Annotated in this window: 13 protein-coding genes; 5 read left to right on the forward strand and 8 right to left on the reverse strand. The window is 71.8% G+C overall.

The genetic code is table 11. The features are described from left to right. The first annotated feature begins 32 nt into the window (after positions 1-32). The 4 genes from HD596_RS47535 to HD596_RS47550 all read left to right on the forward strand — a co-directional run bounded on the left by HD596_RS47535 (position 33) and on the right by HD596_RS47550 (position 2,770). Positions 33-755 (forward strand): sulfite exporter TauE/SafE family protein, encoded by a 723-nt coding sequence (locus HD596_RS47535; protein WP_185075904.1) that lies wholly within the window; start codon positions 33-35, stop codon positions 753-755. A 97-nt stretch (positions 756-852) separates the two neighbouring features. Beyond that, entirely contained in the window at positions 853-1,557 is a 705-nt protein-coding gene (locus HD596_RS47540; RefSeq protein WP_221519919.1) for a molybdopterin-dependent oxidoreductase, read from the forward strand. Next, on the forward strand, positions 1,523-2,170 hold the full coding sequence (locus tag HD596_RS47545; RefSeq protein WP_185075905.1) for a cytochrome b/b6 domain-containing protein: 648 nt from the start codon (positions 1,523-1,525) through the stop codon (positions 2,168-2,170). Before HD596_RS47540 ends, HD596_RS47545 begins: the two co-directional genes overlap by 35 nt. A 48-nt stretch (positions 2,171-2,218) precedes the next feature. Further along, on the forward strand, positions 2,219-2,770 hold the full coding sequence (locus tag HD596_RS47550; protein ID WP_221519920.1) for a CGNR zinc finger domain-containing protein: 552 nt from the start codon (positions 2,219-2,221) through the stop codon (positions 2,768-2,770). Between the two features lie 16 nt (positions 2,771-2,786). Here the strand turns inward: HD596_RS47550 and HD596_RS47555 are convergent, their stop codons facing one another. From HD596_RS47555 to HD596_RS47570, 4 genes are all read right to left on the reverse strand, one after another. Beyond that, positions 2,787-3,317: a hypothetical protein gene (locus HD596_RS47555; protein ID WP_185075907.1), complete on the reverse strand. Its 531-nt coding sequence runs from the start codon at positions 3,315-3,317 to the stop codon at positions 2,787-2,789. A gap of 92 nt (positions 3,318-3,409) precedes the next feature. Continuing rightward, positions 3,410-3,925 (reverse strand): hypothetical protein, encoded by a 516-nt coding sequence (locus HD596_RS47560; RefSeq protein WP_185075908.1) that lies wholly within the window; start codon positions 3,923-3,925, stop codon positions 3,410-3,412. 31 nt (positions 3,926-3,956) lie between these two features. Continuing rightward, entirely contained in the window at positions 3,957-9,821 is a 5,865-nt protein-coding gene (locus tag HD596_RS60980) for an NUDIX domain-containing protein (RefSeq protein WP_221519921.1), read from the reverse strand. Further along, complete coding sequence (locus HD596_RS47570; RefSeq protein ID WP_185075909.1) at positions 9,821-10,204, reverse strand: YbaB/EbfC family nucleoid-associated protein; 384 nt, start codon at positions 10,202-10,204, stop codon at positions 9,821-9,823. The genes HD596_RS60980 and HD596_RS47570 overlap by 1 nt, the downstream gene beginning before the upstream one ends. Before the next feature lie 99 nt (positions 10,205-10,303). Here HD596_RS47570 and HD596_RS47575 point away from each other — a divergent pair, with 99 nt between their 5' ends. Further along, entirely contained in the window at positions 10,304-10,609 is a 306-nt protein-coding gene (locus tag HD596_RS47575) for a hypothetical protein (RefSeq protein ID WP_185075910.1), read from the forward strand. 243 nt (positions 10,610-10,852) lie between these two features. Here HD596_RS47575 and HD596_RS47580 read toward each other — a convergent pair whose 3' ends face one another. From HD596_RS47580 to HD596_RS47595, 4 genes are read right to left on the reverse strand one after another with little or no spacing between them, the layout of a single operon-like run. Further along, complete coding sequence (locus tag HD596_RS47580) at positions 10,853-12,100, reverse strand: metal-dependent hydrolase family protein (RefSeq protein WP_185075911.1); 1,248 nt, start codon at positions 12,098-12,100, stop codon at positions 10,853-10,855. After that, complete coding sequence (locus tag HD596_RS47585) at positions 12,097-12,903, reverse strand: ABC transporter ATP-binding protein (protein WP_185075912.1); 807 nt, start codon at positions 12,901-12,903, stop codon at positions 12,097-12,099. The genes HD596_RS47580 and HD596_RS47585 overlap by 4 nt, the downstream gene beginning before the upstream one ends. Next, positions 12,896-14,578: a dipeptide/oligopeptide/nickel ABC transporter permease/ATP-binding protein gene (locus tag HD596_RS47590; protein ID WP_185075913.1), complete on the reverse strand. Its 1,683-nt coding sequence runs from the start codon at positions 14,576-14,578 to the stop codon at positions 12,896-12,898. The genes HD596_RS47585 and HD596_RS47590 overlap by 8 nt, the downstream gene beginning before the upstream one ends. Continuing rightward, positions 14,565-15,581, reverse strand: coding sequence for an ABC transporter permease (locus HD596_RS47595; protein WP_185075914.1), 1,017 nt, complete (start codon positions 15,579-15,581; stop codon positions 14,565-14,567). Before HD596_RS47595 ends, HD596_RS47590 begins: the two co-directional genes overlap by 14 nt. Between the last annotated feature and the right edge of the window lie 4 nt (positions 15,582-15,585).

Consider the following 15,585-nt stretch of genomic DNA (forward strand, 5'->3'; position numbering starts at 1 on the left):
CATTTAAATAGATCTATGGCAAAGTGTGATAGGTGTCCACGCTGCTTGCCGCCGCCGTGATCATCCTGATTGCTTCAACGGTGCACGCCGTGACCGGATTCGGATACGCCCTCGTCGCCACCCCGCTGCTGGCCCTCGCGGTGGACCCCCACACAGCGGTGGTCTCCACCACGATGTCCGCCCTGGCCATGACCATCACGATCGCCGTACGCCAGCGTCAGCACGCCGAGTGGAAGGTGGCCATGATCGCCATGGCCGGCATCGTGCTCGGCCTGCCGATCGGCCTGTGGGTGTACGGAGTGACGTCCGAGCGATTGCTCACGGCGCTGATCGGGATCGGAGTCTTAGGCTGCACGTTGATGGTGTGGCGGCGCGTGAAGGTGCCCGGAAGCGTTCCCGTACTGGTGGGGGTCGGGCTCGTGTCCGGCGCGCTGTCTACCTCCACCGGCACCAACGGGCCGCCGATGGTCGCCGCCTTCCAGGGCATGGGCTACGAGCCCGCCAAGTTCCGCGCCACCCTCTCGGCGGTGTTCGCCGGCACCAGCGTGTTCAGCCTGATCGGGTTCGCCGTGGCCGGCCAGGTGAACACCCAGTCGCTCTGGATCGGGCTCGTGGGCCTGCCCGTCGTGCAGCTGGGGTGGTTCGCCGGCAATGCGATCTTCAGCCGGATCGATCCGGAGCGCTTCCGCAAGGTGGTGCTGGCGGCTCTCCTCGTCAGCGCGGCCGTGACCCTGGCCAGCGCGCTCAACGGCTGACGTCGGCGAGAGGCGTTATTCGGGCAATAGTGACGGAAGTCTTACGGGGCTCCGCCTTTCCGCGCGGCCGGGGACTGCGGCTGCTCGAATCACGAATGTGACTCATGAACGACCTTCAGCGGAGAGCGGCCCGCCCATCGCGCGGCGGATGATGCTCTCGATGCTCGGCGCGGGCGCCGCCGGCCTCGCCGCCGCGCCTCTCGTGCGGGACGGCTGGGAACGGCTCCTCGAGACGGCCTCCCAGAACGACCCCACCGGGCTCAGCGGGCTGCTGCCCAACCCGGGCGGCTTCCGGTACTACAGCGTGGCGGCCGCGGTGCCCAGGAAGAGCGCGGCCGACTACCGGCTGGAGATCGGCGGGCTGGTCGAGCGGCCGGGGACGTACACGCTGGACGGGCTCCGCGCGCTGCCCCAGACCCGGGTCGTCGGTGAGGCACGGTGCACCGACGGCTGGCGGGTGCCGGACGTCCCCTTCTCCGGGGTGCTGCTCTCGCACCTCCTCGACGCGGCGGGGGTGCGCCCGGAGGGCAAGGCGGTCCGCTTCACCTGCTTCGACGGCGTCTACAGCGAAAGCCTCACGCTCGAACAGGCCCGCCGGGCCGACGTGCTGGTGGCCCTCGACATGCTGGACGCGCCGGTCACGCACGCCCACGGCGGCCCGGTCCGGCTCTACGTCGCCCCGATGTACTTCTACAAGTCCGCCAAATGGCTGTCCGGCATCTCCGTCACCGACCAGGTCGTCCCGGGCTACTGGGAGGAGTACGGCTATGACGTCGACGGCTGGCTCGACCCGGCGGCCTGAGCGCCCGCTGCGGCGGTTCAGCCGGGGCGAGCGGCTGGTTCACCGCGCGAGCGCCGGGCTCATGCTGCTGTGCGTGGGCGCGGCGGCCTGCCTGTACTTCCCGCCGCTGGCCCAGCTGGTCGGCCGCCGCCACCTGGTGGTCGTCGTGCACGAGTGGTCGGGGCTGCTGCTGCCCGTGCCCGTCCTGCTCGGTCTGGCCTCGCGGGCGTTCCGCGCCGACCTGCGCAGGCTCAATAGGCTGGCGCCGTACGACAGGGAGTGGCTGCGCGCGGTGCGCCGGCGCGCCCCGGGCCCGCGCCCGGCCGGCAAGTTCAACGCCGGGCAGAAGGTCTACGCCGGGTGGATCGCCGGAGCCGTGCCGGTCATGACGTTCACCGGCCTGCTGATGTGGTTCACCGGCCTGCTGCCGGGCATCCCCCGCGCGAGCGCGATCCTCGTGCACGACCTGACGGCGGTGGCGATCGCCGCCGTCGTGATGGGGCACGTCCGGCTGGCGTACCGGGATCCGGAGGCGCGGCGCGGGATGCGTACGGGCTGGGTGACGGCCGCGTGGGCCAGGAGGAACCATCCCCGCTGGCTCGACGACGGGACGGACGGCCAGTCACCGGTCTGAGCGGTGATGGCGATTGCACAGCCCGGCGTCACCTGTCAAACTGGTGATGTGAAGCATGTCTTTCTGTGCGGCAACCCCGCGCTCGACCTGGCCTGCACGCTGCGGGCCCGCCGCACCGCACGCTTCGAGACGCTGGACGCCCCCGACCGGCTCGACGCCTGGTATCTGGAGTCCGGCATCGTCGACGCCGTCTCCCCCTGCCAGGAGGCGGACCTCGTCCAGGCGGTGGCGGTGCGGGAGGCCGTCTACGCGCTGGTCACCGCCCGGCTGGCCGGCGACGGGTACGACGACGAGGCGCTCGCCCTGGTCAACGAGACGGCGCGCAGGCCGCCGGCGACGCCCCAGCTCACCGCCGAGGGGCGGTGGGTCGAGGCGACGCCGGAGCAGGCGCTGTCCACCGTGGCGCGGCACGCGATCGAGCTCCTCAGCGGGCCCGAGGTGCCGCTGATGAAGGAGTGCGCCAACCCCGAGTGCACCAAGGTCTTCATCGATCGTTCGCGGGGCGGGCGGCGGGAGTGGTGCGGCATGGAGTCCTGCGGCAACAAGATCAAGGCGGCGGCCTACCGGGCACGCAAGAAGGAGACCGCCGCCGCCCGCTGACCCCGACCGGCGGCGATCAGGCCGGGTAGTCCTTGGGGTTGATCTGCGTGGTCCCCGCCTTGCCGCCCCTGACCGGGTGCAGGGTGATGGTCCAGATGCTGTACGAGGTGGCGGTGGTGACGAACTTCAGCCGGTCGTCGAAGCGCTGATAGCTGGCCCCCACGGCGAACCTGCGCTTGCTGGTGCTGAAGCGGGAGCCGGTGGTGAAGTAGATCCGGTACGTGCCGTCCCTGACGTCCTTGATGCTCGCGGAGGACTTCGCGCGGACGTAGATGCTGATCGCCTTGGTCCTGCCCTTGACGAGGGTGACGACGCCGTCCCTCGACGTGCCGTTCTTGATCTTGAGGACGCCGCGGCCGCCGCTGAGGCCGTCGTAGATGATCCTGCCGTTGCCCGGGCGGGCCGCGGCGGCGCTCTGCGCGGCCAGGGCGACGGACTCCGCGCCGGTCGCGGCGGTGGCGCCGGCCGGGGAGGTGGTCAGCAGGCCGGCGGTCAGCGCGACGGCGACGGCACCGGCCCGCAGGGCTCCTTCGAGAGGTTTCTTCACGACGAACATCTCCTTGGGCGCATGGTCACGGCCAGGGACAAACATAGAAGAAACCGGGCGGATCGCGTACCTGTTTTGTCCAGCCGGACGGCTCAGGTGGCGTCCCACATTGCCACCACGATCACGCCGGCCGCGTGCAGGCTGGTCAGCAGGGTCCAGTCGTCGGCCGGGTCGAGCCAGACCTGCAGCTCCGCCGGTCCCGACGGCCGCGGCAGCGCCCCGGCGGGCTCGTAGAAGGCCGAGACCAGGACCAGGGGCACCGGCGCCTCCCAGCGGGAGGGGGCCGGTGGCTCGTGCCGGCCGCCGAGCAGGACGGCGCGCTCGGCCTCGTCGCAGGCGTCGAGCCCCGGCCCCGCCGCGAGCTGCGCCTGCACCCTGACCTGCAGGTCCATCGCGAGGCCGACCCGCGCTGCGGCGCGCTCGCCGTCGGTGGCGAGCGAGGCGTAGCCCGGGATGAGCATCCCGGTCAGCTCGGCGGCGTCGTCGGCGTAGCCGCGGTAGGTCCCGCCCGCGTAGATCATCTCGTAGCGGTACGGCCGGCCGTCGCCGTTGACCGGGGCGGCCGGGGGCGGCTCCGCCGCCGAGGAGTTGCGGATGATCACGGCCACCGGCCGGCCTCCCGTTCCGTGGCGAGGTCGTTCATGGCGCGGGCACCCAGCGAGTGGCCGCGAACAGGGCGGTGAGCTGCTCCTTGTCCGCGGCCCGCCAGAACAGCTCGTCCATCAGGAACCGGAAGGAGAGGCTTCCCCCCTCGGTGAGGTCCAGCCCGGGATCCTGCTTGGCGCGCTCGGCGTGGGTGCCCAGCCGGTCGAGCCGGCCCAGGTTGGGCAGCCGGCCCAGCGCCGCGTTGCGGAACGCCGCCTCGGCCTGCGCGAGCGACACCTTCACATGGGACTGGATCACGGCAGGGTCGAGCGAGCCGTCCCACAGCCGGAACTCGACGTGGTCTTTCGCGGTCCCCTTCATGCTCTCCATGTTCACCGCGGACTTGCGGCCGTTGAGATTGCGCACCGGGGCTATCGCCCGGTAGCCCCCCGTGGGGAGCTGGTTGGGCTGGCATTGCGCCACGCCCCGGTGGCTTTCGCGCTCCGGATTGTGCCCGAGCCTGAACAGGGTGTCGGTGTGCAGGCCCCCGTGGTTCAGCAGGCTGGTGTAGTTCTCCACGATGTGGTCGTAGTCGTGCGTGCTCACGTGGACGTGCCCGCCAGTCGAGGCGCCGGCCGTGCCGCCGTGCGCGCGGATGATCTCGGTGGCGAGGCGGAGGTTCTCCCACGTCGCCGGCTCGTCGTACAGGATGGGCGAGATCAGCTCGCCGTCGACCGTGCCGTCCTGCTCCAGCCTCCAGAGTCCGCGCCCGCCCTTCTTGCCTGACCGGTAACCCTCGCCCCGCATGGTGTGGTAGTCGCGCACCTGGGCGTCTCCGGTCAGACCGGCGTCGTGCAGGGCCTCGGCGATGGCCCGCAGGGCTTGGCGGGCGTTGTGCTTCGGCAGCTCGAACTCGATCTCCACCCCGAAGCCGCGCCCGCCGTCGCGGGCCGCGAGGGACGCGGTGGCGTTCTCCAGCATGTAGGGGATCACCTCCTCTCCCCTGACGGCGCGCTCCACCGCCTGGTCGTAAGCGCGCCGGTAGGCCGCGAAATCCTTCGTGAAAGAGACCTCGGGGCGCTCCGGCCAGCGCTGCCACGCCCGGGTGCGGGCCTCCAGCGAGGCGACCAATTCCTGCTTGGCCACGACCAGCGGGTCCTGGCCGACCAGGCGCGACACCGTGCGGCGCAGGGAGGACTGGTGGAAGGCCTCCTTCGCCCGCGCGTGCTCGTGGGCCGCGGCCTGCCGGGCGTCCCGGACGTCCGCGGGCGACAGGTCGTGCAGGCCCGGCGGGACCTGCTGCGGGTCCGGCCGCGTGACGGCGTTCGCGCCCAGGGCGTCGAGCACCCGCTGCCGGTCGACCGGTCCGAAGAGGTCGACGACGCGCGGCAGCACCACGGCGGCCTGCCGCACCAGCTGCTCGACGGAATGGTGGAAGCCCGCGTCCCCCGCCAACCGGCGCAGCGGATCGAACACCCACATCCGGGACGGCGACTCCGAGCCGGTGATCTCGGCGAGGCGGGAAAGGACGCGCGCCTCGTCGTCGTTCAGCTGCGTGAGGCCGCGCTCGGCCGCGACCCGCAGCCCGTCCCAAAGGTACGGGTCGCGCGCCCGGTACGCGTCCAGGCGGCCGACGAGATCCTCGCGGTCGGCCGCCCGCGCCAGATCGGCGCCGTCCGCCTGCGCGTCCGCGGCCAGGCGGACGAGCTGCTCGGCGGAGCGTCCCATCCCGAGGTCGGCGGCCAGGCGCTCCAGCGGCGGGACGGTGTCACGGCCGGAGTGCGCGACGATCTCCTCCAGGCGCGCGCACAGCCGCGCGATCGGGTCGCGCAGCTCGGGCAAGGAGTGTCTTTCGGCGAGCAGCACCCCGTTCCACAGGTACGGGTCATCCTGCCAGAACCGGTCCATGGCCGCGCCGAACTCCGCCTCCCCTGCCGTCCCGGCCGGGAAGTACCCCTTCTCGTGGGCGGCCCGGACGACCGGCAGCAGCTCCCTGACGTCGCCGATGCCGTACCGGTCGAGCACGGGTTTGACGAAGCTGCGGACTTTGGCGGAGGTGACGGGCTCGCCCATCATCTCGACCATGAGCCCGATCGTGCGCGCCTGCGCGGGGGTCGCCTCGGGGAGGGAGAACCGGGCCTGGTACTGCTGCCCCGTCCAGCGGTAGGAGTCCGCCGCCATGGCCCCTCGCAGAGCTTCGACCAGGTCCGTACGGCCGGGCGCGCCGTCCGGGTTCAAGCCGAGCCGCCGGGCGCTGTCGTAGACCTCCACCAAGGCGTCGAGCTCGAGGTCCAGGCCGAGTTCGGAGGCCAGGTCGTGCAGGGCCCTTCGCGGGTTCGGCCAGTTGAGGATCCGGCTCATCGTGGCCAGGGCTCTTGCCGTCGGGTCGCCCCCGTCGGTGACGGGCAGCTCTTCCACCAGGCGCCGGCCCTCCGCCAGGAGGACCTCGTCCGGCCCGGCCTGGGAGTTGCTCAGCAGCCGTTCGATCCGGTTCTGCGGGCCGTCCTGGTGCGGGCGGCCGTTGCCGGGCGTCCAGCGGTGGACGGTCGCCGCGGCCTCGGCGAAGTTCCGTGGCCGCGGATCGGCGATCGGCGAGAATCCGTCGGTGTCGGGGAGGCCGGGCGCCTCGTGGGTGTTCGCCGGGTGCGGCGGCCGGGGGCCGGTGCCGGGGGCCGCCAGGACGCGGTCGAGTTCCGTGCGTACGTCGGGCCAGGCGCGGGCGAGATCGGGGTGCAGGTTGAGGTCCGGCACCTCCTCCAGCGGCACCCATACGTTGTCGAGGGACTCGCGGGAGGCGGGCCAGACGTCCGCCAGGTGGGACATCTCGCCGATGACGGTGTGGTACGCCCAGCCGCCGTGGTCGTCCTGGTGGACTCCGCGCACCCGCACCTGGCTCGGGTCCAGCCTGTTCTCCTCGCCGGTTTCGCGGAAGCCGCCGCCGACCGGATCCTCGCCGCGGTGGAGGGCGCCACCGGGCAGCCCCATGGTCCCTCCGTGCTGCGTCTCCATGGAACGCAGCTGCATGAGGACGTGGACCTGGCCGGCGGGAGCGCGGTGGAAGAGCAGCAGCCCGGCCGCGCCCTCCGTACCCCAGTGCCGGTGGCCCTGCTCGCACTGGGTCCACCCGTCGGTGGGCTTCGAGACGTGCCAGCCGGGCGGAATGTCGGAATAGGCGGGGGACGTCTCGGTGACGTGCGGGGGCCGCAGCACTGTGACCTCGCCGGGCGTGGCCAGCACCACGAACTCGTGGAGAGGCAGCTGGCCCATTCCCGTCCACGGGGTGGACAGCAGCCGGGAGGCCGGGAAGACCGCCGCCATGACCGCCCCGTCTCCCAGGCCGGTGTACCGCTTGGCGACCCCGGGCATGGCGCTCCACGACTGCAGCGGCAGCGCGGGCGGGGCCGGCACGACGTCGCCGTTCGCGGCCTGCGCCAGGACGGGGACCGGATGCTGGTCGAACGTGATCCCCCGGTAGAGCACCAGCTCCTCGATGCCGCGGCTTGCGAGCTCGCGCTGCGTCTGCTCGTACTGCTGCCGCAGGAAGTCGCGCAGCATGTCCCCGGAGCGGGCGTGGACCTTCGCGGCCGTCCTGGCGCGGCTGAGGTCACCGTACGCCGACAGGTCGAGGATCCCGGTCAGCCCGAACTCGTCGCGCGCGGCCATGTGCATGGCCAGCCGATCCGGCAGCATCTCGCTCGCGCCGTATCCCCAGGTGCGCAGCAGCTCCTCGACGGCCAGCCGTCGCGCCGTCCGGAGCGCTTCCGGGGAGTCGAACGGCAGTTGCTGGATGATCCGGCGGTCGCCCTCCGCGTACCTGCGGGCGCCTTCCACGAAGGACCGCAGGTCGCTGCGTTCCACCGCCTGCCAGGTCCTGATGGTCCTGCCCATGACGCGGACCTCGCTCTGGACGAGGTCGCTCGCGGGGTCGCCGACCGCCGCCCGCAGATTCTGCTTGCGGCCCACGGCGAGCATGTCCTTCGTCGAGGACCGCATCGTGTCCATCAGCCGCTCCACCGTGGCGGAATGGGCGGCCTGCCAGGCGGGGCCGCTGATCGGGTCGTAGGCGCCGTCCCGGCTGAGCAGGTCCGCCACCTGCCGCGTCAGCGGGTCGGTCCGGCGCGGGTTGTCGGGGAGCGGGGTGGACCTGGGCATGACGGGCTGGCCGCCTTGGAGGTCCGTGCCCGCGTGCTGAGGCGTCTCCGGGATCGCCGGCGCCCGCTGATCGGCCGCCTGCGGATCACCGCCGTCGCTACGGTCGGTGCCGTCGCTGCTGTCACTGCGGTCGCCGTCCTCGTTGCCGTCGCTGTCTTCGCGCAGTGAGGGAGCGGAGTCATCCGTGTTCCGCTCGGCTGTGACGGGCGGCGCGGTTTCGGGAGGCGGGCTGTCCTGGGCCTGGTGGCGGGTGTCCTGTTCGGCGGCGCCGGGGCCGTCGGGGGTCGGGGTGATGATCGCCGGGACCGTGGCCGGGAGCAGTGACGTGCGAGGGAGGCTGCCCGCAGCCGCGGGCTCGACCCGCGGGGTGGCGGGGGCGGTGTCGCCTATCGGGGCCCGGGCGGTGGGAAGGTTCTGCTGGGGTCGTGCGAGGGTGCCGCCCTGCTCGGCCCTGTCCCCTGCCGGAGTGTGCAGGAGCACGTCCTGGCGCCGGGTGACCTCACCGACGATCACCTGGCCCTGGTGCGGCTGCGGGAGGTTGGCTCCCGGTTCGGGTGGCTGCCGGTTGATCAGGGTGGCGACGTCGGCGTGCTGTTCAGGCCGGGGGTGGTGCTGCGCCAGGGTGGTGGTGTCGTGCCCTGCGGGCAGCGGGGCGGCATCGTGCGGTACGAGCGGAGCGGCGGGGTCGTGCGGTACGGGTCTGGGCGACGGCGGAAGCGCAGGTGAGGACGAGGACGAGGGCTGGCCGCCGGATGAAGGAGGAGCATCGCCATGGGGGGCCGTGACGGGCGGAGTGTCGCCGAGCTCCGCGACCGCCCGCATCGGGATATAGCTCACCCGTGCGGAGGCGGGGATGTCGAGGCCGCCCGCGACGCCGGAGATGAAGGTGTACGCCAGGTGCTCGCCGTCGAGCTGCCCGCTGAGCGCCAGCCCCGGGACGGCCCCGGCGGTGGCCGCCGTTCCGCCCAGCAGCGCCTGGCCGTACATGCTCTGCGCGATCGCCGCGATCTTGTCGCGTACCGCCAGTTCGGCCTCGGAGGCGACGTACACCATCTGCCGGCTCAGCAGACGTGACAGGGCCGCGTTCGCGCCGGCGAACAGGACACCGGTCAGCGCGCCGCTGCCCAGCGACATCGCCAGCGACGCGAGGTCGAAGTCGCCCGCCTCGCGATCCCCCCAGATCTGCTGCGCCACCTGCACGCCGAAGTCCAGGCCGCCCATGATCCCGGCGAACTTCAGCATGTTGACCAGGATGAGCCGCTTCAGCGTCTGGATGTTCATCTGGGTCAGCAGCGTGTTGTGCTGGATCAGCCGGAGCACGGCCGGGCCGTTGACGTAGATCCACACCAGGAGCTTGACGATCATCGCGCCGAGCAGCGCGAGCGAGGCGTAGATCATCCACTCGGTGTGCTGCATGCGCACGCCGTGCTCGCGCAGGGCCGCCGCCTCCTCCCGGAGCGCCTTCTCCAGGAGGTCGATCAGCGTCTCGTCCGAAGCGGAGCCGTCCGCGTCCGGCTGCCCGCCGAGCACCTTGAACACCTGCTCGAACGTTTCCTTGGCGGCGCCCTGCCACTGGTGGTCGCGCAGCGACCGCATGACCGCGGCGGCGTCGTCCGACTTGATCGTGGCCAGCAGGTCCGCCAGGTTCTCCAGCACCTGCGCCTCGGCGAGGACCCCGTCGACGTCGGTCTCCGGAAGCGCCCCGCCCGTCAGCGGCAGCGCCAGCGGCCGCACGATCTCGGGCACCAGGTTGAGGTCGAGTCCCATCACCGCGGCTCTGGCGTACCGGGCCGCGGCAGGAACGACTCGAAGTTCGTTCCCTCGCCGAACAGGTCCTCGAACGGGAGATCCGGCACGCCGAAGGGCTCCATCAGTTCCTTCATCTCGGCGGCGACCTGCCTGGTCGCCCGCCCGATCTGCTCGACGACGGAGGCGGACAGCTCCGACGGGGACAGCTTGCGGTAGACCCGGGGGTCGAACTCGATTGCGCGCACCTCACCGCGGGGACCGACGGTCACGGTCACCATGCCGTCCTTGGACTTCGCCGTCGCCGACAGCTCCCGTACCTTCTCCTGCATCTGCTTGAGCTGTTCGGTCTGCTGGTTGACCTCCTGAACGAGTTGCTCCAACAGCCGCCACGGCTCGTCCATCGTCACCTCCGTCCCTCACGAGCACCAAAAACCTCAGAAGCACCATTCTTTACTGATTCTTCTACCGATGTCTGCACATCCCGGCTAGGCTTCCCACCCGTGGAGTTCGACGGCGTCGTCTACAGCAAGACCCACCTCCACCGGCTGGCGAGCGCGGCGGACGGCATGGCCGGTGACGTGTCCGGCGCCCACATCCGGTTCGAGGCGGCGTCGAGCGCGGCACGTACCGCCCTCGGCGACGACAACTACGGCCGCGCGTACTGGCAGGGGCGCGGGCAGCGGATGGAGAGCATCGGCAGAGGGCTCGACCTGCTCGCGAGCGCGCTCCGGGAGCAGGAGAACCGGCTGCACCTGGCGTCGAAGACGTACAAGGCCGGCGAGGACGCCAGCACCCTGCGCACCTGAGGGCTTCACGTGGGCGGATCAGGAGCCTGTCAGGGCCGGCTTGGGACGGATCGCCTGCGCCTTGCCCGTGTGATGATCAGCGTGGCTGCCACGCCGATCAGGAACTCCCCTTGAGCCGGCGCACGCGTCCGGTGAGTTCTGTGGCCCCGACGGCGCGCCAGACCGCATATTTCTTCGCGGAATGATTCGCCAAGTCCCGCCGCCCGCACGTCCTGTAAACCGACTGAAGCGGCGGGAGGCCGATTACGCGCCAGTGCGTACCAGACCGAGGTCCTTGACAATGGTGCCCGCCTTCATGACGATCTCGATGTGCGCGGGGTCGGCCAGTGCGTGGATGTCCCGCAACGGATCGGCGTCCGTGACCACGACGTCGGCGAGCTTGCCCGCCTCCAGCGTGCCCACCTCCCCGGAGATGCCGAGCAGCTCGGCGCCGGTACGGGTCCCGGCGACGATGGCGGCCATCGGGGACATGCCGAGCTCGACCAGATGCCCGAGCTCGCGCAGGTTCTGCCCGTGCGGGCACACGCCGGCGTCCGTGCCCAGCGCGATCCTGGCTCCGCGCGCGATCGCGTGGCCGATGTTCTGCTTGGTGATCTCGGACCACTTCACCTTCTTGGCGTAGTGGTACGGCTGCATCGTCTCCTTGTTGATCGCGAACACGGTCGACAGCGTCGGGACGAGGAAGGCGCCGCGCTCCTGCAGGAGGTCGAGTCCTTCGTCGTCGATGCCGTACCCGTGCTCGACGCTGGTCACCCCGCCCCGGAGAGCGGTCAGGATGCCCTTGCGTCCCTGCGCGTGCGCGGCGATCGGCTTGCCGCCGTGCCGGTCGAGCTCGTCGGCGATGGCCCGCACCTCGTCCAGGCGCAGGCCCTCGTCGTCGGGGTGGTCGTGCCTGCTCCCCATGCCGCCGGTCGTGCAGATCTTGATGAGGTCGGCTCCCTGGCGCAGCACCCGGCGCGTCGCCTTGCGGACCTCGTCGACGGTGTCGGCGATCTCGATCAGCTCGGGCACGGTGGGCGCGACCGTCCCGCCGTACAGGTGCATGTCCCCGTGCCCGGCGGTGTGGCTGATCGGGCTCACCGCGAGCTTCAGCCGCGGGCCCGGGATCAGCCCGCGCTCGATCGCCTCGCGGAAGCCCGAGGACAGCCCGCCGAGGTCCCGGGCGCTGGTGACGCCGGCCTCGAGTGTCGCCCGGATGCGCGCCGCGGACTCGAGGACGGTCAGGGCGGGATCGTTCTGGAGGGCGTGGAAGGGGCCGTTCGCCAAGGAGAAGCCCATATGCACGTGGCAGTCGACGAATCCCGGCAGGAGCGTCCTGCCGCGCAGATCGCGTACGTCCGCGCCGTGGACCTCCGGGGCCTCGGCCGCCGGGCCGGCGAATCCGATGGCGCCGTCCGCGGTCACGTCGAGGACACCGTCCTCGACGGGCGGCGCCCCGGTGCCGTTGATGATCCTGACGTTGGCGAGGCGGAGCTTTCGATGGGTGGTCAAGCGGAGTCCTTCTGACGGGGTTCGATGTCGAAGCCGGGGGCGCCCGGGACGGAGTCGAGCAGGGTGCGGGTGTACTCGTGGCGCGGGCGCCGGTAGAGGTCCGCGGCCGGGGCGTGCTCGACGACGTCGCCGTGGTAGAGCACCACGACCTCGTCGCTCACGTGCCGGACGACGGCGAGGTTGTGCGAGATGAAGAGCATGGTCAGGTTGAGTTCGCGGCGCAGCTCGGCGAGCAGGTGCAGGATCTCCGCCTGGACCGAGACGTCGAGCGCGGAGGTGATCTCGTCGGCGATCACGACCTCGGGCCGGATCATCAGGCCCCGGGCGATCGCGACCCGCTGCCGCTGCCCGCCGGAGCACTCGTGGGGGTAGCGGTCGATGGTGTCGGCCGGCATCCTGACGGCCTCCAGCCACTGGACGATCTCGTCCCGGTGCCGCCGCACGTCCGCCCGGCGCGGGTCCACGGCCTCGGCGAGCGCCTCGCCGATCGTGCGCCGGGGGTCGAGCGACGAGTACGGGTCCTGCGGGATCATCTGGACCTTGCGCCGCAGCGCCCGGCGGCTCGCCCCCCGCGCGGAGGAGATGGGGACGCCGCCGATCCTGACGCTGCCCGCGGTCGGCCGGACGAGCCCGACCAGCGCCTTGGCCAGCGTCGACTTCCCCGATCCCGACTCGCCGACGATGCCGACGGTACGGCCGCGGGCGACGTCCAGGGTGATGCCGTGCAGGACGCGTGTCGCGTTCTTGCCCCATCCGTAGCCCACCTCGAGGTCGCGTACCTCGACGGCCGTCTCCTCATCCATGCGAGTGCTCCTTCGTGCGCGGCGGGGTCCACGACGCGTCGATGTCGGGGGTGGCCTCCAGCAGGGCCCTCGTGTACGGGTGGCGGGCGGTCTCCACGGTCAGCTCCGCGGCGGCGATCTCCTCGACGATCTCGCCCCGGTACATCACGAGGACGCGGTCGCACAGCGCGCGGACCACCCCGATGTCGTGCGAGATGAACATGATCGAGGCGCCGAACTCGCGGTTGACGCGCTTGAGCTCGCGCAGGATCTCCGCCTGGACGGTGACGTCCAGGGCCGTGGTCGGCTCGTCCGCGATGATCAGGCGCGGCTCGACGGACAGCGCGGCGGCGATCATGGCCCGCTGCCGCATGCCGCCCGAGAGCTCGTGCGGATGCTGCTTCATGCGCTGCTCGGGCCTGGTCAGGTGGACCACCCGGAGCGCGTCGAGGATGCGCCGCGCGGCCTCCCGCCGGCCGAGGCGCTTGTGGGTCCGCAGCACCTCCGTGAGCTGGGTGCCCATGCGCAGCGCGGGGTTGAACGTCGAGCCCGGGTCCTGGTAGATCAGGCTGACGGCCTCCGCCATGAGGGCCGGCGGCACGGGCCGGCGCAGGTCCAGGTCGCCGAACGCCATGCGGCTCGCCATTGAGGTCAGGCCGTCCGGCAGCAGCCGCGCGAGCGACATCGCGGTGAGGGTCTTGCCCGACCCGCTCTCCCCCACGATGCCGACGATCTCGCCCGGCCCGATGCCGAAGGAGATGCCCTTGACCAGCGGCGTGTCGCCGGCGTGGATCCACAGGTCGCGGACGTCGGCGAGCTGCTCGCCCGTCGCCTCCTGCGCGGCCGGGGGTGTCGCGCTGCGGCCCGGCGCCGTGTGCCCGCGCGGGTTCGCCGCCGCCGCGAGGCCGTCGCCGATCAGCACCGCCCCCAGCCCGGTCAGGACGATGAGGAACGCCGGGCCGACCATCTGGAAGGGCCGGTCGGCCAGGAGCGAGGGCAGGGCCTCGTTCAGGAGCTTGCCCCAGTCGTAGGAGGGCGACTGGACGCCGAGGCCCACGAACGACAGCGCGGAGATGGCCGTGAGCGTGGCCGCGAACGTCGAGGCCGTCAGCACGAGCAGCGGCTCGGCCATGTTCGGCAGCATGTGCCTGATGGCGATCCGGGTGCGGCTCACGCCCAGCAGGCCCGCGGTCGACACGTACTCCTGCTGCGAGACCTTCGCGGCGAGGTTCGCGGTGAGGCGCGCGAAGTAGGGGATGCCGGACAGGCCGATGGCGATCACCGCCGAGGAGCCGCCCGCTCCGAGCACGGCCGCCACGACGAGCGCGAGCAGGAGCCCGGGGAAGGCCACCATCGCGTCGATGACGCGCAGGCAGACCTCCCTGACGCGGGGCCGCACGAGCCACACGCCGGTGCCCAGGACGACGCCGAAGACGACCGACATGGCCGTCGCGCCCACGGTCATCAGCAGGGTGAGGCGGGTGGCGACCAGGCTGCGCAGCAGGACGTCGTGGCCGGCCGCGTCGGTGCCGAGCCAGTGCCCGGACGAGGGCGCGGCGAAGCGCGGGCCCAGCACGGCCGCCCGCTCCGTGAACAGGATCGGGGCCAGCGCGGCGACCAGCACGATGCCGCCCAGCAGGGCCAGGCCGAGCACGAGCCCGGGGTTGCGGCGGCGGGGCCGGCTACGCGGAGACATGCGACCCCCCGAGGGTCCGCTGGTCGATCAGCCCGAGCAGGACGTCGACGAGGAGGTTGACGAGTGCCGCGATCATGCCGATGACCAGCACCATGCCCTGGATGACCGGATAGTCGCGGTCGAGGATGGCCTTGATGATGCCGCTGCCCAGGCCGGGCAGCGCGAACACCGACTCGATGATGATCGCGCCGCCGATCATGCCGGTCAGGATCAGCCCGCTCAGGGTGAGCGTGGTGGTGAGCAGGTTCGGCAGCGCCCACCGTACGTGGCGGCGGAAGGCGGGCAGCCGCCAGCCGCGGGCCGTGCGCATGTAGTCGGTGTCGAGCACGACCGCCGTCTCGCGGCGGACGACCCGGGAGATGGTGCAGATCGGGCCGATCACGATCGCCGCGACCGGAAGCACGAACGACGCGGCCCCGAAGCGGGGTGCGTAGGCCGGCGGGAACAGCGGCACCAGCCCGATGCCGAGGGCGAACATCACGACCAGGAACGACGCCATGATGTAGCCGGGGATCGAGTCGAGGAAGCCGGTGACCACCCCGAAGGCGGTGTCCAGCCACCTGCGCCGGCCGCCGCGCGTGAGCACGCCGATGACCATGCCGAGCGGGACGGCGACCAGCAGGACGACGACGATTCCCGTCACCGCGATGGTGGCGGTGAAGGGGAGCCGGTTCAGGATGATCGTCTCCACCGGCTGCCGGTACATGAACGACGTGCCGAGGTCCCCGGTGAAGACGCCGCCCGCGTGGGCGAGGAACCGTTCCCAGATCGGCCGGTCGAGCCCCAGCTCGGTCCGGACCCGCTGGACGTCGGCGAGATCGGCGTTGGCCCCGGCGACGCCCACCGCCGGGTCACCGGGAATGAGCTGGACGATGAGGAACGACACGACCAGCAGCGCGATGAAGATCACGACCAGGCTGGTGAGCCGCCGCACGGCGAAACCGGGCCAGGCGGAGGGGCTCCGCGACCGGACGCCCGGGCCGGGCGTGGAAAGTGAGGTCATGTCG

This window comes from Nonomuraea jabiensis (assembly GCF_014204795.1).
Lineage (GTDB): Bacteria > Actinomycetota > Actinomycetes > Streptosporangiales > Streptosporangiaceae > Nonomuraea > Nonomuraea jabiensis.

Excerpts from the sequence above, each read along its gene's own strand:
- HD596_RS47545 (WP_185075905.1), top strand. The coding sequence starts at position 1,523 with ATGACGTCGACGGCTGGCTCGACCCGGCGGCCTGAGCGCCCGCTGCGG.
- HD596_RS60980 (WP_221519921.1), bottom strand. The coding sequence starts at position 9,821 with ATGGGACTCGACCTCAACCTGGTGCCCGAGATCGTGCGGCCGCTGGCG.
- HD596_RS47570 (WP_185075909.1), bottom strand. The coding sequence starts at position 10,204 with ATGGACGAGCCGTGGCGGCTGTTGGAGCAACTCGTTCAGGAGGTCAAC.
- HD596_RS47585 (WP_185075912.1), bottom strand. The coding sequence starts at position 12,903 with ATGGATGAGGAGACGGCCGTCGAGGTACGCGACCTCGAGGTGGGCTAC.
- HD596_RS47590 (WP_185075913.1), bottom strand. The coding sequence starts at position 14,578 with ATGTCTCCGCGTAGCCGGCCCCGCCGCCGCAACCCCGGGCTCGTGCTC.
- HD596_RS47595 (WP_185075914.1), bottom strand. The coding sequence starts at position 15,581 with ATGACCTCACTTTCCACGCCCGGCCCGGGCGTCCGGTCGCGGAGCCCC.